The sequence below is a fragment of the Microvirga lupini genome, assembly GCF_014191055.1.
GTDB lineage: Bacteria > Pseudomonadota > Alphaproteobacteria > Rhizobiales > Beijerinckiaceae > Microvirga > Microvirga lupini_A.
Genome location: NZ_JACHWB010000002.1, coordinates 178376 through 204385 on the forward strand (window position 1 = coordinate 178376; position 26010 = coordinate 204385).

The following is a 26010-nucleotide window of genomic DNA, read 5'->3' on the forward strand; positions in this document are numbered from 1 at the left end:
GAGGCTTATGTATCGTTCGAGGCCGCGGGAGGCGAGAAATTTTGACTGAGCCGCCCGTGCTCCCGCACCTGCAGCAGCTGCGCGGTCACGGAGGCGGCGATGATCGCCGGGTCCTTGTCCCCGATGCCCGGCAGCCCGATGGGGCAGACGAGGGAGCGGATCGTCGCCTCAGGGATTCCGAGCTCCCGAAACCGCTTCTCGAAGCGCGCCCGCTTCGTGGCGCTGCCGATGAGACCCACATAGGGAAAGTCCCGCTTCAGGGCCGCGGCGGTGATCGCCATGTCGAGGGGATGGTCGTGGGTCATGACCAGGATGAGGGAATCCGACTTCGCCTCGGCGATCTCCGCCTCCGGGTCCCACATGCGGACAGCCTTGGCATTCGGCGGCAGATGGGCCGGAAAGGCATCGTCCCGATCGTCGAGCCAGCGCACGGCAAACGGCAGCGGCGCGAGCGACAACACCAACGCACGGCCCACATGGCCGGCGCCGAACAGGAGAACGGGGGTGCGTACCTCGCCGTGGGTCTCGCGCCAGCCGGTCCAGCGATCGTCGCCGACCGCGGAGGCGAAGTCGCGCCTCACGCGGCCATCCTCCATCCGGCATTCAAGCTCGAACAGACGGCCCTCGGCCTCGGCTTTCACGAGCGGCGTGAGATCCACCATATCCCGGCTGTCGAAGGTCTCGATCAGGATCTTCACCCGCCCGCCGCAGCACTGGCCGAGATCGGGCCCGAGCGCCTGATCGACGATTCGGGCCGGACCGCGGCCGGCGCCCAGCATCTCGCGGGCAATGTCCAGCATGCGGAATTCGAGCTGCCCGCCCCCGATGGTGCCGTGAAACGCACCGTCGGGCCGCACGACCATGCGAGCGCCGATCTCGCGGGGAGCGGAGCCTTTCACGTCATGCACGGAGATGAGGGCTGCGGCTCCGTGCCGCTGCACGAAATCGGCAAGCTGGCGCCAGACCCTCACCCCATCGGCCTCCCCCGCAAGGCCTCGCAGGCGCGCAGGATTGCCTCGGGCGTCGCGGGCGCGTTGAGCGGCACGGGCTTCTCCGGGTCGAGCGCATGGATCGCATCGGCCAGCGCGCAGAAGACGCTGTTGGCCAGCATGATCGGCGGCTCGCCCACGGCCTTGGAGCGGTAGATCGTCTCCTCCCGGTTGGCGTTGGGAAAGAGAGCCACGTTGAAGGCGGCAGGCACGTCGGACGCGACCGGGATCTTGTAGGTGGAGGGCGCGTGCGTGAGCAGATGCCCCTCCTTGCTGAACACCAGTTCCTCCGTGGTGAGCCAGCCCATGCCCTGCACGAAGCCGCCCTCGATCTGGCCGATGTCGATGGCCGGGTTCAGGGAGCGGCCGACATCGTGCAGGATGTCAGTGCGCAGCAGACGGTTCTCGCCGGTGAGCGTGTCGACGACCACTTCGGAACAGGCCGCCCCATAGGCGAAATAGAAGAATGGCCTGCCCGTTCCCTTGGCGCGGTCCCAGGTGATCTTCGGCGTCTTGTAATGCCCTGCCTCGGAGAGTTGGACGCGGGCCGCGATGCATTTCTTGGCGAGTTCATCGAAGGACAGGCTCTCGTTGCCGATAAACACCCGGTCTTCGCGGAACTCGATCTGCTCCTCCGGCACCCCGTAGGCTTCGGACGCGTGAGCGATCATGCGCTGCTTGATTGCGCCCGCCGCGATCTTCGCCGCCATGCCGTTGAGATCGGAACCGGAGGACGCCGCCGTCGGCGAGGTGTTGGGCACCTTCGCGGTCGTGGTCGCGGTGATGCGCACGCGCTCCATGGCGATGCCGAATTCCTCCGCCACCACCTGGGCCACCTTGATGTAAAGCCCCTGCCCCATCTCGGTGCCGCCATGGTTCAGATGCACGGAGCCGTCCTGATACACGTGCACCAGGGCGCCCGCCTGGTTCATATGCGTAAGCGTGAAGCTGATGCCGAACTTCACGGGCGTCAGCGCGATGCCCCTCTTCATGATCGGCGAGGACGCGTTGAAGGCCACGATCTCCTCGCGGCGCGCACGATAGTGCGACGTCTCTTCCAATGTGCGCACGAGGTTGACGAGGGTGTCGGTCTCCTCCACCTCCATGCCGTAGGGCGTGACGTTTTCACCCGGCCGATAGAAATTGGCATAGCGCACGTCGAGCGGATCGCGCCCCGTCGCCCAGGCGATCTGATCCATCACGTGCTCGACGGCGAGCATGCCCTGCGGGCCGCCGAAGCCGCGAAAGGCCGTGTTGGAGACCGTGTTGGTTTTCAGCCGCTTCGAGGCGATGTGAACGGCGGGCATCCAATAGGCATTGTCCGCATGGAACATGGCCCGGTCCACCACGCCGGCCGAGAGATCCGCCGAATAGCCGCAGCGGGCGAGCAGATCGACCGCATAGCCCTGGATGCGGCCCTCCTGGTCGAAGCCCACATTCCAGTCGCAGCGGAAGTCGTGACGCTTGCCGGTGAGGATGAAGTCGTCATCGCGGTCGAGGCGCAGCTTGCATGGGCGCCCGGTGATGCGCGCCGCCAATGCTGCGGTCACGGCCCATTGCGTCGCCTGGCTTTCCTTTCCGCCGAAGCCGCCGCCCATGCGCCGCGTCTCGCAGGTCACATAGGCATCGGGAATGTCGAGCACGCGGGCGACCACATGCTGCACTTCGGTGGGATGCTGGGTCGAGGAATAGACATGGACATCGCCATCCTCGGCCGGGATCGCCATGGCCACCTGGCCTTCGAGGTAGAAATGCTCCTGCCCGCCGACGCGGAACTGGCCTTCCAGCCTCATCGGCGCCTGGGCAATGACGGCGTTCGGATCGCCACGCCCATAGGCGTAATCCGGCAGCACGGTCTCGCCGCGTTCCAGGGCGTCCTCGACCGTGATGCTCGGCGTCTCGGCCTCGATCTCCATCACGGCCTTCTTGACGGCGCGACGCGCGGTGTCGCGGCTCGTGGCAATGACGGCGAAGAGCGCCTGTCCCAAGAAGCTGATCTCGGTGTCGACGAAGAGCGGATCGTCGCCGAAGGCCGGCGACACGTCGTTCTTGCCGGGGATGTCCGCAGCCGTGAGCACCGCCACGACTCCGGGCACGGCGCGCACGGCGGCAACATCGAGCGAGATCAGGCGTCCGCGTGCTTTCGGCGACTGGCCGATGGCCACATGCAGCGTGCCCTCAGGCTCACGGATATCGTCGATATATTGCGCGACCCCTTGGACGTGCTTGATACCGGAATCGTGCGGCAGGGGTTTGCGGACATGGCGGAACGCTTCCGCGTCCATCATGGGCTTGGTGGGTGCGTTCATGGCCCTACTCCGCCGCCTGGAGCGCGTCGCGCTGACCGATGATGCGCGTCGCACGGGTCTCGCCCGATGCGGTCTCGCTCAAGGCCTTGAACACGAGATTGCGCGCCACCGTCGCCCGATAGGCGGCCGAGGATCTGTGGTCGTCGAGCGGTTGGTAATCGCGCGCGATCGCCGCCATAGCCTCGCCCCAGCTCGACGGATCGTCGAGGGAGAGCCCTGCAAGTGCCTGCTCCGTCTCAAGCGCCCGCTTGGGCGTCGCCCCCATGCCGCCGAAAGCAACGCGAGCCTCGGCGATGCGCCTGCCGTCGAGCGTGAACTTGAACGCCCCCATGGCAGCCGAGATGTCCTCATCGAAGCGCTTGGAAATCTTGTAGGCCCGAAAAACCTCGTGACCCTTGAGCTTCGGCACCACGATGCGGCGCACGAACTCGCCGGGCACTCGATCCTGCCTGCGATAGGCGATGAAGAAGTTTTCAAGCGGTATGGTGCGCGTGGCATCGCCGTGGCGCAGTTCCAGCGCGGAGCTCAGGGCGATGAGCGCGGGCGCGAGATCGCCGATGGGAGAGCCGTTGGCGATGTTGCCGCCCACCGTTCCGGAGGCCCGCACCTGCCAGGATCCGAAGCGGCGCATCAGCTCGCCGAGGTCGGGATCGATGCGCGCGAGCGACGGGTGAGCCTCCGCATGCGTCACGGTCGCGCCGATACCCAGGGTGTCGGAAGCCTCTTCGATGACGTCGAGTCCCGCCGCGCGCCCGAGCCAGATCACCTTCTCGATCTCGGCCATACCCTTCGTGATCCAAAGACCCACGTCGGTGCAGCCGGCGACAAGCGTTGCATCCGGGTGCCGTGCATAGAGATCCGCCAGAGAATCCTCACTGGCGGGTGCCGCAAAGAAGCGTGTCTCATCCCCAATGAAGACATCCTGCCCATCGGCGAGCGCCGTCAGGCCCTGCACATTGTGTTCGGCATTCGTGCTGAAAGCATCTCTGGGCTGTTCGCCGCACGCTTGCAGGGCCGCGTCGACGATGGGCCTGTAGCCCGTGCAGCGGCAGAGATTGCCGGCGAGCGCATCGTTGACGGCCTCGCGGCTGAGGGGCCGCTCGCTTGCATGATAAAGGGTGAAGAGGCTCATCACGATGCCGGGCGTGCAGAAGCCGCATTGGGAGCCGTGCGCGTCCACCATGGCGGATTGCACCGGGTGCAATTCGCCGCCTGCCGCGAGATCCTCGACCGTGACGAGTTCCGCACCATCGACCTGGCCGAGCAGCAGGATGCAGGCATTGACCGGCTCGTAATGGACCCGTCCACCCCTCACTCGGCCCAGGGCCACGGTGCAGGCGCCGCAATCGCCCTCCGCACACCCTTCCTTGGTGCCCACGCGACGCTCCTGAAGCCTTAAATAATCCAGAAGCGTGGTGCGTGGGTGAAAGCCTGAAACCTCGACTGCTCGTCCCTGCCGCCAGAAGCGGATTGTCTCTCGTACCACGATGTTCCTCCGCCGGTTCGACCCGGCTGTCTTATGGTGGGCCGGGTAGAATGGCGGAGCAAGACCTTTTCGCCAAGGGGCAGCCGAAGGGGCAGCCGAGGGGCTCGGACTACCAGGTGCCGGTATTCGCCATGGAGGCCCAGGGCTCCTGCACGGGCTTCGGCTCGCCGCGCTGGAGCAGCTCGATGGAGATGTTGTCGGGGGTCTTCACGAAGGCCATGTAGCCGTCCCGGGGCGGGCGGTTGATGGTGACGCCCGCATCCATCAGCCTCTGGCAGGTCTCGTAAATGTCGTCGACCCGGTAGGCGAGATGGCCGAAGTTCCGGCCGCCGGCATAGTCATGCTCGTCCCAGTTGTAGGTGAGCTCCAGGAGCGGCGCCTTCGTGTCTGCCGCCTTCTCCACGTCGCCGGGCGCCGCCAGGAACACGAGAGTAAAGCGCCCTTTTTCGTTCTCGATCCGGCGGACCTCGACCAGGCCGAACTTGTTGCAGAAGAAATCGAGGGATTGTTCGAGGTTCGACACGCGAACCATCGTGTGCAGGTATTCCATGATCGTCTCCGTGAGCGGAATTCACGTGATGGCGTATTTCGTCCGGAGATCAAGGGGTACCATTTTGTTGCGCAGAAAAAGCCTTGGATTTGGCCAAGATCAGGTGACTCTTGAGCCTTGCTGCGCCAAGCAGACTGGCGGTCACTCCTCTAAGGCCCTAGATCCAACGCAACTTCGTTTCATACGGGTACCCGATGCGCACCGAGACAGCCCCCATTGTTCGCCTTGAGGATTATCGGCCCAGTGACTTCCTGATCGACACTGTTGAACTCGACGTAAAGCTCCACCCGACGGAGACGCGCGTCACCGCAACGCTCACCATGAGCCCCAACCCCTCTGGCCGTTCGGGCGCACCTCTGATCCTGGAAGGCGACGAGCTGAATCTGAAATCCGTGTCTCTGGATGGGCGGGTCCTGTCCGACGAAGAGTTCGAGGCCTCGCCGCACTCGCTCACGATCGCCCAGGCGCCCCAGCAGGCCTTCACCCTGACCATCGAGACCGAGGTCAACCCGACGGCCAACACCAAGCTCATGGGCCTCTATCGCTCGAGCGGCAATTACTGCACCCAATGCGAGGCGGAAGGCTTCCGGCGCATCACCTATTTCCTCGACCGTCCCGATGTTCTCTCCGTCTATACCACGCGCATCGAGGCGGACCGCGACGAGGCCCCGGTGCTTCTCGGCAACGGCAACCTCGTCGAGAGCGGCTCCTTAGACGATTCCAGCCGCCACTATGCCGTCTGGCACGATCCGCATCCCAAGCCGTCCTACCTGTTCGCCCTGGTGGGAGGCAGCCTCGGGCGGGTCGCCAAGACCTTCACGACCATGAGGGGGCGCGAGGTCGAGCTTGCGATCTATGTGGAGCCGGGCAAGGAGGACCGCGCCGATTATGCCCTGGACGCGCTCGAACGCTCCATGCGCTGGGACGAGCGTGTCTTCGGCAGGGAATACGACCTCGACGTCTTCAACATCGTCGCCGTGTCCGACTTCAACATGGGCGCAATGGAGAACAAGGGCCTCAACATCTTCAACGACAAATACGTGCTGGCCTCACCTGAAACCGCCACCGATATGGATTACACTCATATTGAGGCGATCATCGCGCACGAGTATTTCCACAACTGGTCCGGCAACCGCGTCACCTGCCGCGACTGGTTCCAGCTCTGCCTGAAGGAGGGCCTGACGGTCTTCCGCGATCAGGAATTCTCCTCCGACGAGCGCTCGCGTCCCGTGCACCGCATCGCCGAGGTAAAGACCCTGCGGGCCCGGCAGTTCCTGGAGGATTCGAGCCCGCTGGCCCATCCGGTGCGTCCGAACCAATACCGCGAGATCAACAACTTCTATACCGCCACCGTCTATGAGAAAGGCGCGGAGATCGTCCGCATGCTCAAGACGATCATCGGCGAGGAGGATTTCCGGCGTGGCATGGATCTCTACTTCGAGCGGTGCGACGGCACGGCCGCGACGGTCGAGGACTTCCTGACCGCCTTTGCGGAGGTCACGGGCCGCGACCTCTCGCATTTCGCCCGCTGGTACGAGCAGTCCGGAACACCCCGCGTGGCGGTGAAGAGCCATTACGACGAGGCTGCGCAGACCTATCGCCTCGACTTCAAACAAAGCACCTCCCCGACACCCGGGCAGGCGAAGAAGGATCCCATGGCCATTCCGGTCACGCTCGGCCTCGTCTCGCATGACGGATCCCCCATGAGCGCAACCTGCGACCGGGTGGATGAACGGGGCGTGTTCCTGTTCGACAAGGCCGCCGACAGCATCACCTTCACGGGCGTGACGTCTCTACCGGTCCCATCCCTCTTCCGGGGCTTCTCGGCCCCGGTGAAGGTATCGCTCGATCTGCCCAACGAGGAACTGCTGGTTCTGTTGAGGCACGACACCGACGCCTTCAACCGGTGGCAGTCGGCGCAGACCGTTGCCATGCGACTGCTGGCCTCCCTCTCGGTCGACGGGTCGGCAAAGGGCGAGGAGATCGAAGCCTATGCAGCGGCCCTCTGCTCCTTCATCGATCAGGATGCCGAGGATGACCCGGCTTTTGCGGCGCTCGTCATGACCCTTCCGAGCGAAGCGGACATCGCACAGGAGATCAGTCAGGACGTCAATCCGGACGCGATCCACCGCGCCAGAACCGAACTGCGCCAGCGCCTCGGCACGGCCTGCAGCCGGCGCCTGCAACGCATTTATGACGCCTTCACGGATTCAGGCCCTTACAGCCCCGATGCGGTCAGCGCCGGACGCCGATCTCTGCGCAACGCCTGCCTCGATCTTCTGGCCGCGGCCGATTCACGCGCCGGCGAAGCGCTTGCCTCGGCGCAGCTTGAGTCTGCGACCAACATGACGGACCGGCTCGCGTCGCTCAGCGTCCTGACGACCCTTCCGGGCCAAGCACGCGAGGACGCCATCGCCCAGTTCGGCGAGCGCTATCGCAACGAACCGCTCGTGATCGACAAATGGTTCACCCTGCAGGCTGCCATCCCGGAGGACGGAACTCTCGAGCGGGTGAAGCGCCTGATGGAGCATCCTGCCTTCTCCATCAGCAATCCCAATCGGGTGCGCTCGCTGATCGGCAGCTTTGCCATGCTGAACCAGGTTCAGTTCAACCGGGCGGACGGGGCGGGCTACCAGTTCCTGGCCTCAATCGTGCTGCGCGCGGATGAGCTGAATCCGCAACTCGCCGCTCGCCTGCTCACCGCTTTCAGCACCTGGCGGATGATGGAAAACACCCGGCGGAAACACGCGGAAGAAGCCCTTCGCTCCATCGCGCAAAAGCCCAATCTTTCCCGCGATGTAGGAGACATCGTGAGCCGTTCCCTCGAGGAGAGCCAGTCGGAATAACCTATATGGTTGAGGGGGTTATTGACTTGTCCTGGATTTCCCCAGGGGAAAGCGGCATAGGAAATTTTTTATTAACCTTCGGGTTCTACTAACTAGACAAATCACCCGCTCAAGATTCTATTGTTAGTGATTCGGAGAGATGCGGCACGTCCTCCGAAACAGGACGCAAATGGTTCCGGAGGAAGCATCGCATGGCGGGGGCGGTGACCGCATGCGTACCCGCACGCGCGGGTACGATTCTAGGGGTAACGCGATCAGACGCGAACCTCACCTATCGACGGCTTGAGCGATATGAGCCCCTGCTCCGCCTGGCGGTCCCGGCGGTTCTGATCCTGTTTCTCATCACGCTTGCCGGCAGCGCTTGGGTGCAAATCCGCGATGGCCGCAAGGACACGCTTTTCGACGCCATCAGCGACATCGACATCATTGCCTCTCTGTCGGCGGCAAAGCTCGGCGCCATTCCGGCTCCGGCCAACAATGCTCAAGCTGCGGCGCAGCTGGAGCACCTCGCCAAGGACATGCCGCCGAGCGCCCTGACGCAGAACCGCACGCTCATGCTGGTCGATCAGGCAGGCGTCATTCTGGCCGTTCATCCGCCGATGAAGGATGCTCCCGTCAAGCTCACCGACATCCTGGGCGAAGCGCAGCCGCTGATGCTGTTTGCCGACCGCGCCGGCGTCATGACGGTCCGTCTTCCCGGCGGCGTTGAGGGCATGGCAACCGTTCGTGCGCTGCACGCCTCTTCGGGACAGATCGCGCTCGTGCAGCCCATGCCGCACATCCTGTCGGGCTGGTGGACGCGCACCATCGGCCACGTCTCGCTTCTCGGCGCCACGATCCTGGTGCTGCTCGGCATCGGTGTAGCTTATGTGATGCAGGCGAACCGCGCGCGCGCCGCCGACGAGGTTTGCGAGAAGGTGCGCGACCGGATCGATTCCGCTCTCAACCGCGGACGCTGCGGCCTGTGGGACTGGGACATCGGCCGCGGCCGCATCTACTGGTCCGACTCCATGTACGAGCTTCTCGGCTACGAGCGCCAGGACGAGTTCCTCTCCTTCGGCGAAGTGAACGCCATGATCCACCCCGAGGATCAGGATCTCTTCACGATTGCCGAACAGCTCGCCTCCGCCAGCACCTCGCTTCTCGATTACGAGTTCCGCATCCGTAGCCTCACGGGTGACTGGGTATGGCTGCGCGCCCGCGCCGAGCTGATGAGCGATCCGGATGACGCGGCGAGCCATCTCGTGGGCATCGCGGTCGACGTGACCGAGCAGCGCGGCCTCGAAGAGAAGACCGCCAAGGCCGATGCCCGCCTGCACGACGCCATCGAAGCAATCTCCGAAGCCTTCGTGCTGTGGGACGCCAACAACAACCTCGTGCTGTGCAACTCGAAATTCCAGAAGCTGCACGAGCTGCCGGCCGATGCGCAGCTGCAGGGCAAGTCCTATGCGGACGTGATGGCGCTGGGCCGCCCGCCAGAGGTGCAGCACCAGTTCCTGCGCCGCGAGCAGCAGGACGTGGGCGCACGCACCTTCGAGGCTCGCCTTCAGGACGGTCGCTGGCTGCAGATCAACGAGCGCCGCACCAAGGATGGCGGCTACGTGTCGGTCGGCACGGACATCACGGCACTCAAGCGTCACGAGCACCGCCTCGTCGAGTCCGAGAAGGAGCTCATCGCCACCGTTCTCGATCTCAAGCAGTCGCGCCAGAAGCTTGAAGCGCAGACGCATCAGCTCGCCGACCTCGCCGAACGCTATCTCGACCAGAAGGCCCAGGCCGAAAGCGCCAACCGCGCCAAATCCGAATTCCTGGCCAACATGAGCCATGAGCTGCGTACGCCGCTCAACGCCATCATCGGCTTCGCGGAGGTGATGCAGAGCGGCATCTTCGGCTCGCTCGGCTCCGAGAAATACGAGGAATACTGCTCCGACATCCGCTCGAGCGGTCAGTATCTCCTGTCGGTGATCAACGACATCCTCGACATGTCGCGCATCGAGGCAGGCCGCACCACGCTCACGAAGCAGCCGATCGAAGTCCATGCCTCGATCCAGCGCGCCCTCAAGCTCGTAGGCGAGCAGACAAAGGCCAAGGACCTCTCCGTCACGGTCGATGTGAGCCCTGAGGACATCATCGTTCCGGCAGACGAGCGCGCCCTGCACCAGATCCTCGTCAACCTGCTCCAGAATGCCACGAAGTTCACCAGCGACGGTGGCTGCATCACGGTGCGCACGCGTCAAGCCGGCAACGCCGTCAACATCTACGTGGAAGACAACGGCATCGGCATTCCCGATCACGCCCTGCACAAGCTCGGCCAGCCTTTCGAGCAGGTCGAGACCGAGTTCTCGAAGAGCTACAAGGGCTCGGGCCTGGGTCTTGCCATTGCCCGCTCGCTCGCCGAGCTCCACGGCGGATCGCTACGCATCAGAAGCCAGGAAGGCGTCGGCACCATCGTGCTGGTCCACCTGCCGCTCACCGAAGCCACGAACGCGGACATCGCCCTGGCAGATGCGGCGGCGTAAACGCGCTGCATCTTCAGAGACGATTCATCTCATCAAAAAGCCGGCGCTGTGAGGCGTCGGCTTTTCTCTTTTCGCAATCTCGAAGGCAGCTCCGCGGATGCGCAGCCGCCCGAGCGCTCAGCCTCAGATCAGGAAGAAGGATGAGGCGGTCAGGGTCGGGTTGCCGACGAGGGTGGCGAACTGCACCTGGGCGGCTCCACCGATCCCGTCGGCATCGTAGGACACAGCCCCCGTGCTGCTGTTGTAGATCAGACGGTGCTCATAGCTCGTCGCCGAGGCGCCTGTCGTGAACGCTGCCGAAGAGAGCGCGCCGCTCGAGGCGAAGCTGGTGAACACGTTGCGCGACAGCCCGATCAGGTCCTGACCGACCGTGAAGTCGGTGATCCGGTCGATGTTGCCGTTGCCGAGCGCGGTGTCGAAGCGGAACTGGTCCGCGCCGGCCCCGCCGGTGAGCTGATCGGCCCCGACACCACCCCAGAGAAGGTCATTGCCATTGCCGCCGGTGAGCACGTCGGCGCCGCCATGACCGAAGAGCGAGTCATTGTCCTCGCCGCCATCGAGATAGTCGTTGCCGATCCGGCCGGTCAGCACGTCGTTGCCGCCCAGGCCCACAAGCGCGTTGCCGGCCAGATAATTGGCTGCGCTCAACGTGTCGGCATAATTCGAGCCCTGCAGCGCCTCGATGCTGATGAACGTGTCGCCATACGCCTCGCCGGCATTGAGCCAGTTGTCCGCCAGGCTCACCGTGACGCCGGATGTCGCGGTCGCATACGACGCCCAGTCGAAGTCGGCCCCGCCATCGAGAATGTCGGCGCCGGCACCGCCGTTGAGGATGTCGTCGCCGGCCCCGCCGTCGAGATGGTCGTTGCCGCCCCGGCCCTGCAGATTGTCGTTGCCGCCCAGGCCGAACAGGGCATTGCCGATCTCATTGCCGCCGAGCGCGTCGCCGTGGTTCGAGCCTTGCAGCGCCTCGATGCCGACGTAGCTGTCGCCCGCCGCCTCACCCGTGTTGCCGGAATGGCTCGCCAGATCCGCCGTCACACCCGCCGCAGCGTCGATGTAGGAGGCCCAGTCGAAGCCCAGCCCACCGATCAGCACATCGCCGCCGGCACCGCCGTTGAGGATGTCGTCGCCGGCCCCGCCGTCGAGATGGTCGTTGCCGCCCCGGCCCTGCAGCACGTCGCCGCCGTCAAGCCCCGAGAGCGCATTGCCGATCTCATTGCCGGCGAGCTGGTCGCCGAAGTTCGAGCCTTGTAGGGCCTCGACGCTGCTGTAGCTGTCGCCCGCCGCCTCGCCAGTGTTGACCGCGCTGTTGGCGAGATCAGCCCGCACGCCCGCAGTGGCTTCCGAGTACGACGCCCAGTCGAAGCCGGCACCGCCGACCAGGGTATCAGCTCCAACGCCGCCGTTGAGGATATCGTCACCCTCGCCGCCATCGAGATGATCGTTGCCGCCACGGCCGTTCAGAATGTCGTTGCCGCCAAGACCCGAGAGCGCATTGCCGATCTCGTTGCCGGCGAGAACGTCGTTGTGGTTCGAGCCCTGCAGCGCCTCGATGCCATCATACGTATCTCCGGCGGCTTCGCCGATGTTCCCAGCGTTGTTGACGAGATCCGCGTGAACGCTGGAGGCCGCACCGCTATATGAAGCCCAGTCGAAGTCAGCCCCGCCGATCAGGCGATCCGCGCCGAGCCCCCCGATCAGGATGTCGTCGCCGGAGCCGCCGAACATTAAGTTGTTCGCCATACTGCCGATCAGCACATCGTTTACATTATCGTTACCGAGGAGAAAGTTAAGTTGGTTGTAGTGTGAGTGAGGATCGCTCAGGTAATTGGGGATTTCCGAATTGCCACCCGCAGGTAATCCTTGACCGTCAACAGGCGGAATCACCTCGACTTGAGTGTCCTCACGAGAGATGAGACGGTCGATAGGATCCCGTCTTTCCCTTACGATGTTATCCCTCCAACCGATCATGTTACCATTGTTGTCCCAATGGGTTGGAGTTCTGATACGGGTTGTCGTTTCAATCTCCATTCCATCAGCAGAGACCGTAGTCGTGATATAGGTCATTTGCCCACCGTCACCCGACAAGTAGTACGTCGACGATGAGGTTGAGCCGTCCGCGTGGGTTGTTGTTGTGACGGGGCGCCCTTGCCGTATCGTGGTTGTCGTTGTTCCGGAACTGCCTATGGGCTGAGGCGTTCCCCCGTATCCAACATCACCACCCGAACCATTGAAGTAATTGTTCATTTCTTCTTCGAGTGTAAACGGTCTAAACATCCTCAACCCCTTCAATTTCCAAGCACGATCCGGCTTGGACCGATTGCGGCATTTCTCTGGGCTCAGGATGCCGCTTTCCTGCGCCGCTCATGGATGGTCTCTCCTGAGGATCTGTCCTCGCAGAACAACCACTTCATTCCTTTTAGAGATACATATAACGATATAATGTGACTTAAAACACATATTCACCCGATCGAGGTGAGCTTCGTGCTTTGCGCATGTTGCAAGACCGGCGCGATGAGGCGCCGGTCGTTGTCTTTGTTGCGCGTAATGCGCGATACCCGATGGGAAGCCGGTTAGGCTCACTCCATCAGATCATCACGAATGAGTTCTGGTTGAGGAGCAGGTTGGGAGCGAGTGTGGCGAACTGCACCTGGGCCGCGCCGCCGATGCCGTCGGCATCGTAGAACAGCGCGCCCGTCGCGCTGTTGTAGATCAGACGATGCTCGTAGCTTGTTGCCCCACGACCAATTGTAAATGCAGGGCCAGCCGAAGCGCCCGACAGCGAGCTGTAGCCGCCGAGATCGAGCCCGGCGAACACGCTGCGCGACAGCCCGATCAGATCCTGCCCGACCGTGAAGTCGGTAATCCGGTCAATGCCGCCGGTGCCCAACGCCGTGTCGAAGCGGAACAGGTCCGAACCCACCCCGCCGGTGAGCTGGTCGGACCCCGCCCCGCCCGAAAGCGTGTCGCTGCCGCTGCCCCCGGTGAGCACGTCGGCCCCGTCCTGGCCCCAGAGCGTGTCGTGGCCCTCCCCGCCCTCGAGATAGTCGTTGCCGATGCGGCCGTTGAGCACGTCGTTGCCGCCCAGTCCCACAAGCGCATTGCCGGCGAGATAATCGGCCGCCGTGAGCACGTCGTTGTAGGCCGAGCCCTGCAGCGCCTCGATGCCGATGTAGGTGTCGCCGGCCGCCTCGCCGGTGTTGGCCGCGCTGTTCAGCAGGCTCGCCACCACCCCGGAGGTCGCATAGATATACGACGCCCAGTCAAAGTCGGCGCCGCCGTTCAGCACGTCGGCGCCCTCGTTGCCCTGCAGGATGTCATCACCTGTACCGCCGTCGAGATGGTCGTTGCCCTTGCGCCCGACCAGCACGTCGTTGCCGCCCAATCCCGAGAGCGCGTTGCCCTGCGTGGTGGTGTCGGCGGTCAGCGTGTCGGCATGGTTCGAGCCCTGCAGGCCGCGGATGCCCTCGTAGACATCGCCCGCCGCCTCGCCGGTGTTGGCCAGGCGGTTCGACAGGTTCGCCGTCACGCCGGCGGTGGCCTCCGCATACGAGGCCCAGTCGAAGCCGCCGCCGCCGATCAGCCGGTCGGCCCCCAGGCCGCCTTGCAGGATGTCATCGCCGGCGCCGCCCTCCAGTGTGTCGTTGCCGCCGCGGCCCTGCAGCACGTCGTTGCCGCCCTGGCCAGAGAGCCAGTTGTCGCCGTCCGAGCCGGCGAGCTGGTCGGCATGGTTCGAGCCCTGCAACGCCTCGATGCTGATGAGCGTGTCGCCGGCGGCCTCGCCGGTGTTGAGCGCCCGGTTAAGCAGGTCCACCCGCACCCCGGCGGGGGCATCCGTATACACGGCCCAGTCGACGCCCGCCCCGCCCTCAAGGATATCGGCCCCTGCGCCGCCGTTCAGCGTATCGTTGCCTTCGCCGCCATCGAGATGATCGTTGCCGCCGCGGCCGATCAGCCAGTCGGCCCCACCGAGGCCGAACAGCGCATTGCCGATACCGTCGCCGAAGAAAGTGTCGGCGTGGTTCGAGCCCTGCAGCGCCTCGATGTTGCGGTGAATGTCCCCCTGCGCCTCGCCGGCATTGGCCGCAGGAGCGGTCAGGTCGACCACCACGCCGGCGCTCGCCTCCAGATAGGACGCCCAGTCGAAGCCCGCGCCGCCGTCGAGCACATCCGCTCCAGCCCCGCCACGCAGGATGTCGTCACCCTCGCCGCCATCAAGGTGGTCGTTGCCGTCGCGGCCGACCAGAATGTCGTTGCCACCGAGACCGGAGAGTGCATTGCCGACCTCGTTGCCGGCGAGCGAGTCGCCGGACTCCGAGCCCTGCAGCGCCTCAATGTCGCGATATTTATCGCCGGCAGCCTCGGCGGTGTTGACGCCGCTGTTGGCGAGATCCGCCACTACGCCGGAAGTTGCCCTGCTATAGGATGCCCAGTCGAAACCGGCGTCGCCGATCAGCAGGTCGTTACCTGCACCGCCATTCAGAATGTCATCGCCCTCGCCGCCCTGCAGGATATCGTCACGCTCCCTGCCCACAAGGATATCAGTGCCACCGCCCCCACTCACAAAACCATCTGCGGCCAGAACATCGGCATCGTTCGTTCCCAGGGTTGCAGAAACGAAATATGTTTCGTCGCCGAGCAAGAACTCTAGAAGGACCGGCTTATCGCTGCCGTCACCATCCGGAATATGCCTTGGTCCCTTGACAGGCTCAAACCAGTACTCCCTCCAAAAATCTGCCTCACGCTCCGCTGCAGTATATTCGCGGCGATCAAACGTAGTACCGTCTGGACGCACATTATACCAAGTCTCATTACCTCTCGCAGTGCGCCAGTAAACGTAATTAAACTCAGGTCCATAAACAATTCGGTGAATTGATGGGTGATTTACCCCATCATCAGTTATATTATTACTTACGACTGTTTCACTCAGAAGCCTATTGCTCAAGACATCACGGGTCTCAGTAATAGTAGTTTGACTCCCACGATGCACTGATATCGTAGTAATTCCGTTTTGAGTTGATGTTTTAATCGTTGTTGTTAGACCCCACTGATTTGGATGTGTTTCACTTGTTAAACTTCCATCTGGATTCTGATAAGTTCTGGTCGTGCTGCCATCAGAATTTTCTTTCACGCCAACAAGGTTGCTAACATTGCCGGTGCTCACACTGCCATTGGCGTTGACCCTTGTGACACCGCCGCCACTCGTGCCACCGTTGACAGCACCACCATATCCAACCGACCCGCCATAGCGCGCCGTGTGAGCGAGATATTCCTCTTCAAGCGCCGTGAATTGCCTATCAGCCATATCGAACTGCCCCCAACGTCAACACTGCACGTTTGCAGATTGCTTAAGTTCAGCGCATTCCGAGCAAATTTTTAGGGAAGCGATAACTCTCAAAACGGAGGGGAACGCAGATTCTTGATCGCTTAAATGTCTCATAAATATACGAAAAGTTTTACATTCCCATGCGAATCGCAACTCTTGATGATCGCTTCCGAAGCGGCAGGCGATGTAAGTGCGGAAGATCGGGTGTCACCCGACCGATGCAACAAAGATCGCGCTGACCTTGCGATATATCTCCTGCATCTGCTCCACCAACACCTTCGCGCTCGGCAGCCCCGCCACTGTCGCGAGGCGCTTGAGGATCACGGGCGGCACAGCGCCGGCGTCGAACTTGCCTTCGATGGTGAGCCGCTGCCATTGGAAGACGTCGTTGAGCATTTTATGCGCTTCGATAAGCGTCCTTGCGTCATCGTCATCGAGCAAGCCTGCAGCCTGCGCCTTCGCGAATGTGCCTTCGACGGAAAGGCCGACGAGCAATGGATGCTCGTTCGCGGAAGCCAACACCAGACCCTGTGCGATGAAGTCGAGATCGGTGAGGCCGCCACGGGCGAGCTTCAGGTCCCAGGGGTCGCCGTCGCCCTTCTCCTGCGCGATCAGCTCGCGCATCGCGCGCACCTCCTTGAACACCTTCTTCGGATCACGCTTCGCCGTGAGGATGTCTTTTACAGACTCGGTCACGTCTGCGCCGAAGTCATCGTCGCCGGCGAGCACACGGGCACGGGTCAGCGCCATGTGTTCCCACAGATCGGCTTCGGCTTCCTGGTAGGCAAGGAAGCCTTTGAACTGCGACGCGACCGGCCCCTTGCCGCCCTGCGGGCGCAGGCGCAGATCGACCTCGTAGAGCAGACCGCGCCGCGTCGGCACCGTCAGTGCCGAGACGAGACGCTGGGTGAGACGCGTGTAATAGACCACCACGTCGAGCGAACGCGGGCCTGTGCTCTCGCGGGCATTCTCATCAAAGTCGTAGATCACCACGAGATCGAGGTCGGAGCCCGCCGTCAGCTCGCGACTGCCGAGACGCCCGAGACCGAGGATCGCGATGCGTGATCCCAGCACGATGCCGTGCTCGACCTCAAAGGCTCGACGTACCTCGTCGAAGGATGCACGGATCACGGCGCGCGCGATGGCCGCATAAGCCTCTCCCGTCTGGGTCGGTGAGATGACGCCGGAGAGCAGTCGCGCGCCGGTGATGAAACGCATCAGTCGCGCCGCATCGCGCACGCGGTCGAGAAAATCCTCGAAGTCGCGTGGCGGGCCGATGAGCTGCCTCACCTGGGTCTCGATGGTCTCGTCGTCGGTGGTGGGCGTTCCGAAGGCGGGGTCGATGAGTGCGTCGAGCACATGCGGCGATTGCGCGACCGTATCGGCAAGGCGTGGCGCAGTGCCGAGAAGATCGGCGAAGAGAAGCCGCAGGCGGTCGTGCGATTGCAGGATGGTGAGGAGCTCGACGGCGGCCGGCATGCGCCCGAAGGCGCGATCGAGAGCGGCGAGCGCTCCATCGGGATCGGCCGTGCCGCCGAGCGCGGACAGCAGCGCCGGCGTCAGTTCGGTCAGCACCTCGCGGGCGCGGGCGCTCTGAATCGCAGGGCGCCTGCCGAAATGCCAGCCGCGCACCGTCTCGGCCGTGCGCTCCGGTTCGTGGAAGCCCATGCGCTGGAGGGTCGCGAGGGTATCGGGATCGTTGTCAGACCCAGTGAAGACGAGGCTGCCTGCATCGGAGGCGAGCTCCGGCCCCTCCTCGAAGAGCAGGGCATAATGACCCTGCACGATCTTGGCCTGATCGGTGAGCGCCTTCGAGAACGCTTTCAGATTGGGATAGCCGCAGAACTTTGCGAAGCGCTTGAGCTGCTCCTCGTCCGCCGGCAGACGCTGCGTCTGCTCGTCCGCCACCATCTGCAGCCGGTGCTCGATGGTGCGAAGAAACCGGTAGGCGTCCGAGAGCTCGTCGCGCGCATGGGCCGTGATCCAGCCCTCATCATGAAGAGCCTTCAGCATGTCGAGGGTGCGGCGCCCGCGCAGGGCGGGGCGGCGGCCACCGAACACGAGCTGCTGCGTCTGCACGAAGAACTCGATCTCGCGGATGCCGCCGCGTCCGAGCTTGATGTCATGACCCGCTACAGCGATCTGGTCATGCCCGCGCACCGCATGGATCTGCCGCTTCATGGCATGCACGTCGGCGATGGAGGCAAAGTCGAAATATTTGCGCCAGATGAAAGGCCGCAGCTCGTCGAGGAAGTTCTGGCCGACGGCGAGGTCGCCGGCCACGGGCCTGGCCTTGATGAGCGCCGCGCGCTCCCAGTTCTGCCCGACGGTCTCGTAATACACATAGGCCGAGGCGAGCGAGACAGCGGTCGGTGTCGATCCCGGATCGGGGCGGAGGCGATAATCGACGCGATGGACATAGCCGTCGGCGGTACGCTCCTGCAGGAGCTTGGCGAGCTGCTGGGCGATGCGGGTGTAGATCGTCGCCGCCTCGGAAGGATCCCGCAGAATCGTCGTGTCGGGATCGAAGAAGATCACGAGGTCGATGTCGCTCGAATAGTTGAGCTCCCCTGCCCCGTGCTTGCCCAGCGCCAGCACGGTGAAGCCGGAGCCCTCACCCGGTTGATCCGGGTTCACGAGACTGACGCGCCCGAGATCCGCCATCTCTGTCAGAACGAGATTGACGCCGCCGGCAACGGATGCGTCGGCGAAATCGGAGAGCGCCTGCGTCACCTGCTCCGTGCCCCAGAGGCCGCCGATATCGGCCATGGCGACGAGGAGCGCATGGGCATTGCGGTTCTGCCGGAAGGCCCGCACAGCATCATCGCGCGTGATCGCACCTGAGCGCAGCTCACGGAACAGGTTGGATTGGCCTTCGATGATGGCGCGATGCGCCTCCTCCGGAGAGGAGAAGGCCAGCCTCGCCACGCGGGCGGGGTCATTGACGATCAACTGCCAGAGAAAAGGGGAATGATCAGCAAGGCCCAGGAGAAGATCGCGGAAGAGGCCCTCGTCGAGATGCTCCAGCAGGGCAGCCGACTCTGGCTCGTCGCGCACACGGTCGATGAAGTCCCGCAGTTGCGCCTTGGCCCGCTTCGGGTCGGCCACAAGCGGCGCCTTGGTCAGGCGATTGAGGAGGGAGTCATTCGCATCCGGCACGGGCGGGTCTCTTCGGGTTCGGGAAGATGGCCCGAGTGTTCACGCCGGCGATCCAGAGGCAACCGAAAACTGCCGCGAGGCTCTTATCCTTCAGGCTTAAGCGGCGGTCTGGAGGGCTGGCTGCGGAAGATCGACCGCCTTCAGAGGCAGGGCCAGCACGACTCTCAAGCCGGGGTCATTGTCCTCAAGCCGGAGCGCCCCGCCATGGAGCCTTGCCACGGCAGCGGCGAGGCTGAGCCCCAAGCCGAAGCCGGGGCGGGAGCGGGCTGTCTCCAGGCGAACGAACCGCTCCAGCACCCTGCCCCGCTCGGCCTCCGGAATCCCAGGTCCCCGGTCGGCCACCGCGATCCACACCTCGCCGTCGCGGCGATGGGCCGACACGCTGATCGTCTTGCTGGGGGTGTCGGACGAGGCGCCATATTTGAGAGCATTATCGAGGAGGTTCGACATTGCCTGCCCGAGAAGCTCACGGCTGCCGTGAACTGGAAGGTCGTCTTCGACCGATACCGCCAGGTCTACGCCCGCCTCTTCAGCCAGCGCGTCATAGAGTTCAGCCACGCCGCGCACAGCCTCGGCCGCATCGAAATCGGCCAACCCCTCGCGGGCGCTGCCGGCCTCGAGCCGCGCAATCATCAGCAGCGCGTTGAAGATGCGGATGAGGTTGTCGCTCTCGTCGATGGTGGCCTCCAACGCCATCTTCAGCTCGTCGGGCGTCTTGGCCGTGCGCAGGGCCTCGTCGGCCTTGTTGCGCAGGCGCGTCAGCGGCGTCTTGAGATCATGCGCGATGTTGTCGGAGACTTCCTGCATGCCGCGCATCAGCTCGCCGATGCGATCGAGCATGGCATTAAGGTTCTGCGCGAGGCGGTCGAGCTCGTCGCCGGTTCCGGCCACCTTCAGCCGCCCGCCGAGATCCCCCGCCATGATATGGCGCGTGATATCCGTCATGTCGTCCACGCGCTTGAGCACCCGGCGGGTGATGAACCAACCCCCGAGGCAGCCGAGCACGCCGATGAAGAGCAGCGAATAGCCGAATGCGCGATGGATGATCTCCTGCAGCCGACGACGCTCCTCGATGTCGCGACCGACAAGGAGCCTGAACCCGCCGGGCAGCAGATAGACGCGCACGATGGCCACATCGGGCCGGGTCTCCGTCTCGTCGGTGCGATTGTAGAGCGTTTCGAACTGGCCGGTCCGTCCGAGCACGTCGGGCGGCAGCGCGCCCACATTGCCAGCGACGCGCTCGCCCGCTTCCGTCGTGACGAGATAGATCAAGGCGCCTGGCGCCCGCGATCTCCGCTCGACGCTTGTGACGAGGCGGCGCAACCCTCCGAACCTGTAGAGATTGGACAGGCTGTCGATCTCGTTTTCGATGGTGGAGACGAACTGCTCCGTGAGAAGCCTCTGGGCGTTCCAGGCTACATAGCCGAGCCCGACGAAGGCAAAGATCGTGAAGATAAGCAGATACGCGAAGGACAACTTGAAGGCGGTCGTGCGGAAAAGCTTTCCGAGGGCGCTCATGAAGGCTTTCATGACGGCACGTTCATTCCTCGTCCCCCTCGGCACCGACACGCACCGTGTAGCCCGCGCCGCGGATGGTGTGGATGAGCGGCTTGTCGAAGCCCTTGTCGATCTTGGCGCGCAGTCGAGAGACATGAACGTCGATCACATTGGTCTGAGGATCGAAATGATAATCCCAGACGTGCTCCAGAAGCATGGTGCGGGTGACCACCTGATTGGCGTTCTTCATCAGGTATTCGAGCAGCCGGAACTCGCGCGGCTGCAGAACGATTTCCTGACCTGACCGCGTCACGCGATGTGACAGGCGGTCGAGTTCGAGATCGGCAATGCGATAGATTGTGGGCTCCGCATGAGGGGCGGAGGCACGCCGACGCGAGAGAACCTCGACACGGGCGAGAAGCTCGGAGAAGGCGTAAGGTTTCGGCAGGTAATCGTCGCCGCCGGCACGCAGACCCTTCACCCGGTCGTCCACCTGGCCCAACGCCGAGAGGATGAGAACCGGCGTCTCGACCTTCTGCTCGCGGAGAGACCGGATCAGGGAGAGGCCATCGAGCTTGGGCAGCATGCGGTCGACCACGAGCACGTCGTAGTCGCCCGCTTCCGCCATGGCGTAGCCGTCGAGGCCATCGGCGGCATGGTCCGCCACATGGCCCGCTTCCCGGAACGCCTTGACGAGGTAGGAGGCAGCCTCCCGGTCGTCCTCGATGATCAGAATCCGCATCAGCCTGCACGCTACACAATAAAAAGCCCGACGGCGGGCCGGTCCTGGAGGGGGTAGACCGGCCCGCCGCGGGCAGAAGACACCAGGTGTCGGGGGCAATCAACAGGAAAGCCTGATGTCATTGCTGTTATCGGAAGGGATTAGGCCTTCGGCTGGCTCCCGACCTCGAGGGTCACATTCCGCTCCTTGCCCTGACGCCAGAGAGTGAGCGACACGGACTTTCCGGGGGCCACGTTCGCGATCTTGCGCGACAGATCCTTGGCCTCGTTGATCGGCTGCCCGTCGACCGCGATGATGGTATCGCCGGTCTGGACGCCGGCCTTGGCGGCAGGACCGTCCTTGATGGCATCGGCCACGAGGGCGCCCTTGGGCTCCTTAAGGCCGATGGCCTCCGCGATCTCCTTGGTCACCGGCTGCATCTGCACGCCGATGAAGCCGCGGGTCACCGAGCCCTTGTCCTTGAGCGAGGCCACAACGGTCTCAACCGTGCTCGCCGGGATGGCAAACGCAATACCCACATTGCCGCCCGACGGCGAGAAGATCGCCGTGTTCACGCCCACGACCTCACCGGAGAGGTTGAAGGTCGGGCCGCCGGAATTGCCCTTGTTCACCGAGGCGTCGATCTGGATGAAGTCGTCGTAGGGACCGGCGCCGATGTCGCGGTGCTGAGCCGAAACGATACCGGCCGTCACCGTGCCGCCGAGGCCGAACGGGTTGCCGATGGCCACCACCCAATCGCCGATGCGGGCCTTCTGGGAGGCTAGGCGGACATAGGGGAAGTCGCTGCCGCCATCGACCTTGAGCAGGGCGAGATCGGTCTTCGGATCGGTGCCGATCACCTTGGCGCTCAGTTCCTTGCCACTGTCCATGGTGACCGTGACCTCGGAGGCATTGTCGACCACGTGGTTGTTCGTCACCACATAGCCGTCAGCCGAGATGAAGAAGCCGGAGCCCAGGGACTGGCCGAACTGACGGGGACGCTCGCTGCGCGGACCGCGCTCGCCGCGACCGGGCATCTGATCCCGGAACTGACGGAAGAAGCGCTCCATCGGGTGACCGGGAGGCAGATCCGGCATGGAGAACTGCTGACCGTCGTCATCATCGTCGTTGCGGTCGGCGACGTTCTGCACCTTGACCTTGACGGCGACGACGGCAGGCTTGACCTGGTCGATCACGTCGGCAAACGACGGAACATTCTGGATCGGCTGCGCCATGGAGCGCAACTCGGCATGGGCGACATTGGGGGCAACGAGACCGCTCTCGACGGCGCCGCCTGCAATCAACGCAGCCACGGCCGCTGCGCCGAGCCATTTTGCGGTGCGCTTGCGGGCGGAAGTGGAAACCTTGTCCGACATCTCTTGCATCTCCTCGTAGAACCTTCCTGGGTTCGTCATGGGAGCAAGATGGGGCTTGGCGCCTTACGGTACTCTCACCCGCAGATGAAATGTTGGTAAGGTTTCGCGTCAGGCGGACAGGGTCACCTTTCACTTGCTCCTGCGGGACAAGCGCCTGATCGGCTTGTGGGCAGGGCTCTTCCTTTTAAGGCTTCCAGTCGAGGCCGTTTTCAGCTTTCGTCGGCCGGCACTCTCAGTAGTCTTGGCCGATCCGCTCCGGACCGAGCCGGTGGCGGGCGCCTGATCCCTGTCCAGTGCATTGCCGAGCGCCCTCTTTGGCGGAACCGGCGCATCCTGCCGGGCGACAAAGGCACGTTCCATGCATTGGCTCACACGGGCAGCACGCCGCTCCACGATCCGCCGGAAACCATCGACGCCGATCTTTCCCTTCGGGGCAATCGCAAGCCTCGCCTCCTGACGGCAGGCCTCACGCTTGGCGACGAGATTTTCATCAGATCGTGCAGCGAAAGGGAGAACGAGAAAGATAAAACTCAATCCAAAGGCCGCTGCTTTCACGACCGTCCCTTTCGCAGGAAATATCAGGAGAATGACGGCCCGATATCACCGGCTTGACGGTTTGGCACAGCGACAAATTGGCGTGTTCACCGGAAAAAGCGACGCCTTTTTCGAATCGAGGTATTCGGACCTAGCGTGAGCGGAATATACTCTTACAGACGAGGAAGGTTTCACGTCCCGATATGATTTGAATGCGACTAGGCCGCCTGATGGTTCAAGCGTTCTGATCGCGCTTGAGCAGATTTTCCAGCGCCGTCCGCTCCTCCTCGTCGAGGGCCGCGGTAGCCGGCTGCGGACGCCTGCGCATGGCCGCGTACGCGCCGATCCCACCCAGAACCAGAACAAGGGCCGGCGTGAGCCACAGCAGCAGCGTATGCGTGCCGAAGGTGGGTTTCAGCAAAACGAACTCGCCGTAGCGCTGGACGAGAAAGCTTTCCACCTGGTCATTCGTGTCGCCGGCCACGAGGCGCTCGCGCACCAGGAGGCGCAGGTCCTTGGCGAGCTGGGCATCGGAATCATCGATCGACTGGTTCTGGCAGACGAGGCAGCGCAGGCCCGCCGAGATCGTACGGGCGCGCTTCTCGAGGGCCGGATCCTTCAGCATCTCACCCGGCTGGACGGCGAAGGCGGAGCCGCTGAAGAGAAGGGCCGCCATGAGGGCGAGAACGAAGCGCATGGCCTACTCCGCTGGAACCGCATTGGGCGGGATCGCCTTGGCGGGAGCCGGGGCGCCGATGCGCAGGCGCCGGTCGGTGAGCGAGATGCCGCCGCCGATCGCCATCACCAGGGAGCCGATCCAGATCAGCAGGACGAGTGGCTTGTGGTAGAGCCTGATGCCGACAGATCCGTCGGGCTGCGCATCGCCGATGCTGGCGTAGACCTGGCCAAGACCGACGGTCAGGATTCCGGCCTCGGTGGTCGGCATGCCGCGGGTCACGTAGAGCCGCTTCATGGTCTCGAGCGTCCCAAGCTCGCGACCGGAACCGAACACCGTCAGGACGGCCGCGTCCTCCCGGTAATTGGCCTCGACGCGCGGGATGACCCGTTCGAGCCGCACCTCGTAATCGCCACCCTTCAGACGCTCGCCGACTTTCAGGCTGCCGATGGCCTCGATGCCCCAAGCCGTGGCCGCGATGCCGATGACGGTGAGGCCGACGCCTGCGTGCGCAATGGCCGTGCCCCAGGCCGAGCGCGGCAGGCCGCGCGCCTTGCGCCAGGCAACCGCCGGAGGCGTGCCCTTCGACCAGGAGCGCGTCACGATCTCGTTGAGCGAGCCGAGCACCAGATACAGCCCAAGCCCGATGCCCAGAGGTGCCGCCACCGGGCCGCCATAGGTGAAGGCGAACATCACGATGGTGGCTAGGATCGAGATGCCGAACACCGCATAAAGGCGCTGGGCCGTGCCGAGGAAGTTGCCGCGCTTCCAGGCGAGCGTCTGCCCGAGCGGCAGCAGCAGCAGGAGCGGCACGATCAGCGGCAGGAAGGTGAAGTTGAAGAACGGGGCGCCGACGGAGATCTTTTCGCCGGTGAGCACCTCCAGGGCCAGCGGATAGAGCGTGCCGATAAACACGGTGGCGCAGGCGGTAGCGAGGAACAGGTTGTTGACCACGAGCGCGCCCTCGCGGGAGACGGGCGCGAACAGGCCGCCCTGCTTGAGCATCGGGGCGCGCCAGGCGAAGAGCGCGAGCGAGCCGCCGATGAACAGGATCAGGATGCCGAGAATGAATGTGCCGCGCTCGGGGTCCACCGCGAAGGAATGGACGGAGGTCAGCACGCCGGAGCGCACCAGGAAGGTGCCGAGTAGCGACAGCGAGAAGGTCAGGATGGCGAGCAGGATCGTCCAGACTTTGAGCGCATCGCGCTTTTCCATCACCACGGTGGAATGCATGAGTGCCGTGCCGGCGAGCCACGGCATGAGCGAGGCGTTCTCCACCGGATCCCAGAACCACCAGCCGCCCCAGCCGAGTTCGTAATAGGCCCAATAGGAGCCCATGGCGATGCCGAGCGTCAGGAACGCCCAGGCGCCGAGCGTCCAGGGCCGCACGATCCTGGCCCAGACCGCATCGATGCGCCCGTCGATGAGGGCCGCGCAGGCGAAGGCGAAGGAGATCGAGAAGCCCACATAGCCGATGTAGAGAAGCGGCGGATGGATCGCCAGCCCGGGATCCTGCAGCAGCGGGTTCAGGTCCTGCCCCTCCAGCGCTGCCGGGACGACGCGGGTGAAGGGGTTGGACGTGGTGAGAATAAAAAGCAGGAACGCGATGGTGACGGCGGCCTGCACGGCGAGCGTGTTCGCCTGCAGGCGCATGGGAATGCTGTTGCGCGAGATCGCCACGACCGCGCCGAAGAGAGCCAGGATCAGCACCCAGAGCAGCATGGAACCTTCGTGGTTCCCCCACACGCCGGAGATCTTGTAGATCAGCGGCTTTGCCGAGTGCGAGTTCTGCACGACGTTGAGCACCGAGAAGTCGGAGCTCAGATAGGCGGAGGTCAGCGCGAGAAACGAGAAGGCGATGCAGGCGAAGACCGCCAGCGCGCTCGTCGGTGCCACCGCCATCAGCACGGGATCGTTGGCGCGCGCACCCCAAAGCGGCACCAGGAACTGGATCAGCGACAGGCCCAGGGCTAGCGCGAGTGCAAAATGTCCGGCCTCGACCAACACGAGGGTTCTCCC

At 63.9% G+C, this 26010-nt stretch carries 14 protein-coding genes; 2 read left to right on the plus strand and 12 right to left on the minus strand.

What is annotated here, in order from left to right; translation table 11 throughout:
- Positions 1-5: 5 nt before the first annotated feature.
- The 4 genes from xdhC to FHR70_RS07950 form a co-directional block, all read right to left on the minus strand.
- Positions 6-971, minus strand: a complete 966-nt coding sequence (xdhC, locus tag FHR70_RS07935; protein WP_183448911.1) for a xanthine dehydrogenase accessory protein XdhC — start codon at positions 969-971, stop codon at positions 6-8.
- Positions 968-3298, minus strand: a complete 2331-nt coding sequence (gene xdhB, locus FHR70_RS07940) for a xanthine dehydrogenase molybdopterin binding subunit (RefSeq protein WP_183448913.1) — start codon at positions 3296-3298, stop codon at positions 968-970. Before xdhB ends, xdhC begins: the two co-directional genes overlap by 4 nt.
- A gap of 4 nt (positions 3299-3302) precedes the next feature.
- Entirely contained in the window at positions 3303-4784 is a 1482-nt protein-coding gene (gene xdhA, locus FHR70_RS07945) for a xanthine dehydrogenase small subunit (protein WP_183448915.1), read from the minus strand.
- A 109-nt stretch (positions 4785-4893) separates the two neighbouring features.
- Positions 4894-5334, minus strand: coding sequence for a VOC family protein (locus tag FHR70_RS07950; protein ID WP_183448917.1), 441 nt, complete (start codon positions 5332-5334; stop codon positions 4894-4896).
- A 194-nt stretch (positions 5335-5528) separates the two neighbouring features.
- Between FHR70_RS07950 and pepN the strand changes: the two genes are divergently transcribed.
- Together pepN and FHR70_RS07960 are read left to right on the plus strand one after the other, a co-directional pair.
- Positions 5529-8180, plus strand: a complete 2652-nt coding sequence (gene pepN / locus FHR70_RS07955; RefSeq protein ID WP_183448919.1) for an aminopeptidase N — start codon at positions 5529-5531, stop codon at positions 8178-8180.
- A 191-nt stretch (positions 8181-8371) separates the two neighbouring features.
- Positions 8372-10699: an ATP-binding protein gene (locus tag FHR70_RS07960; protein WP_183448921.1), complete on the plus strand. Its 2328-nt coding sequence runs from the start codon at positions 8372-8374 to the stop codon at positions 10697-10699.
- A gap of 123 nt (positions 10700-10822) precedes the next feature.
- Here FHR70_RS07960 and FHR70_RS24300 read toward each other — a convergent pair whose 3' ends face one another.
- The 8 genes from FHR70_RS24300 to FHR70_RS08035 all read right to left on the minus strand — a co-directional run bounded on the left by FHR70_RS24300 (position 10823) and on the right by FHR70_RS08035 (position 25998).
- A complete protein-coding gene (locus tag FHR70_RS24300; protein ID WP_281381300.1) occupies positions 10823-12445 on the minus strand; it encodes a calcium-binding protein in 1623 nt (540 codons plus the stop codon).
- An 844-nt stretch (positions 12446-13289) separates the two neighbouring features.
- A complete protein-coding gene (locus FHR70_RS24305) occupies positions 13290-15266 on the minus strand; it encodes a calcium-binding protein (protein WP_343058756.1) in 1977 nt (658 codons plus the stop codon).
- Positions 15267-16235: 969 nt separating this feature from the next.
- The gene (locus FHR70_RS08010) at positions 16236-19187 is read right to left on the minus strand and encodes a bifunctional [glutamine synthetase] adenylyltransferase/[glutamine synthetase]-adenylyl-L-tyrosine phosphorylase (protein WP_183448923.1); all 2952 of its coding nucleotides are present in this window, start codon (positions 19185-19187) and stop codon (positions 16236-16238) included.
- 96 nt (positions 19188-19283) lie between these two features.
- Positions 19284-20705: a sensor histidine kinase gene (locus FHR70_RS08015; protein WP_246407947.1), complete on the minus strand. Its 1422-nt coding sequence runs from the start codon at positions 20703-20705 to the stop codon at positions 19284-19286.
- 22 nt (positions 20706-20727) lie between these two features.
- Positions 20728-21426 (minus strand): winged helix-turn-helix domain-containing protein, encoded by a 699-nt coding sequence (locus FHR70_RS08020; protein ID WP_183448927.1) that lies wholly within the window; start codon positions 21424-21426, stop codon positions 20728-20730.
- Between the two features lie 140 nt (positions 21427-21566).
- A complete protein-coding gene (locus FHR70_RS08025; RefSeq protein WP_183448929.1) occupies positions 21567-22781 on the minus strand; it encodes a S1C family serine protease in 1215 nt (404 codons plus the stop codon).
- A gap of 769 nt (positions 22782-23550) precedes the next feature.
- A complete protein-coding gene (locus FHR70_RS08030; protein ID WP_183448931.1) occupies positions 23551-24012 on the minus strand; it encodes a cytochrome c-type biogenesis protein in 462 nt (153 codons plus the stop codon).
- 3 nt (positions 24013-24015) lie between these two features.
- Positions 24016-25998, minus strand: a complete 1983-nt coding sequence (locus FHR70_RS08035) for a heme lyase CcmF/NrfE family subunit (RefSeq protein WP_183448933.1) — start codon at positions 25996-25998, stop codon at positions 24016-24018.
- Positions 25999-26010: the final 12 nt, after the last annotated feature.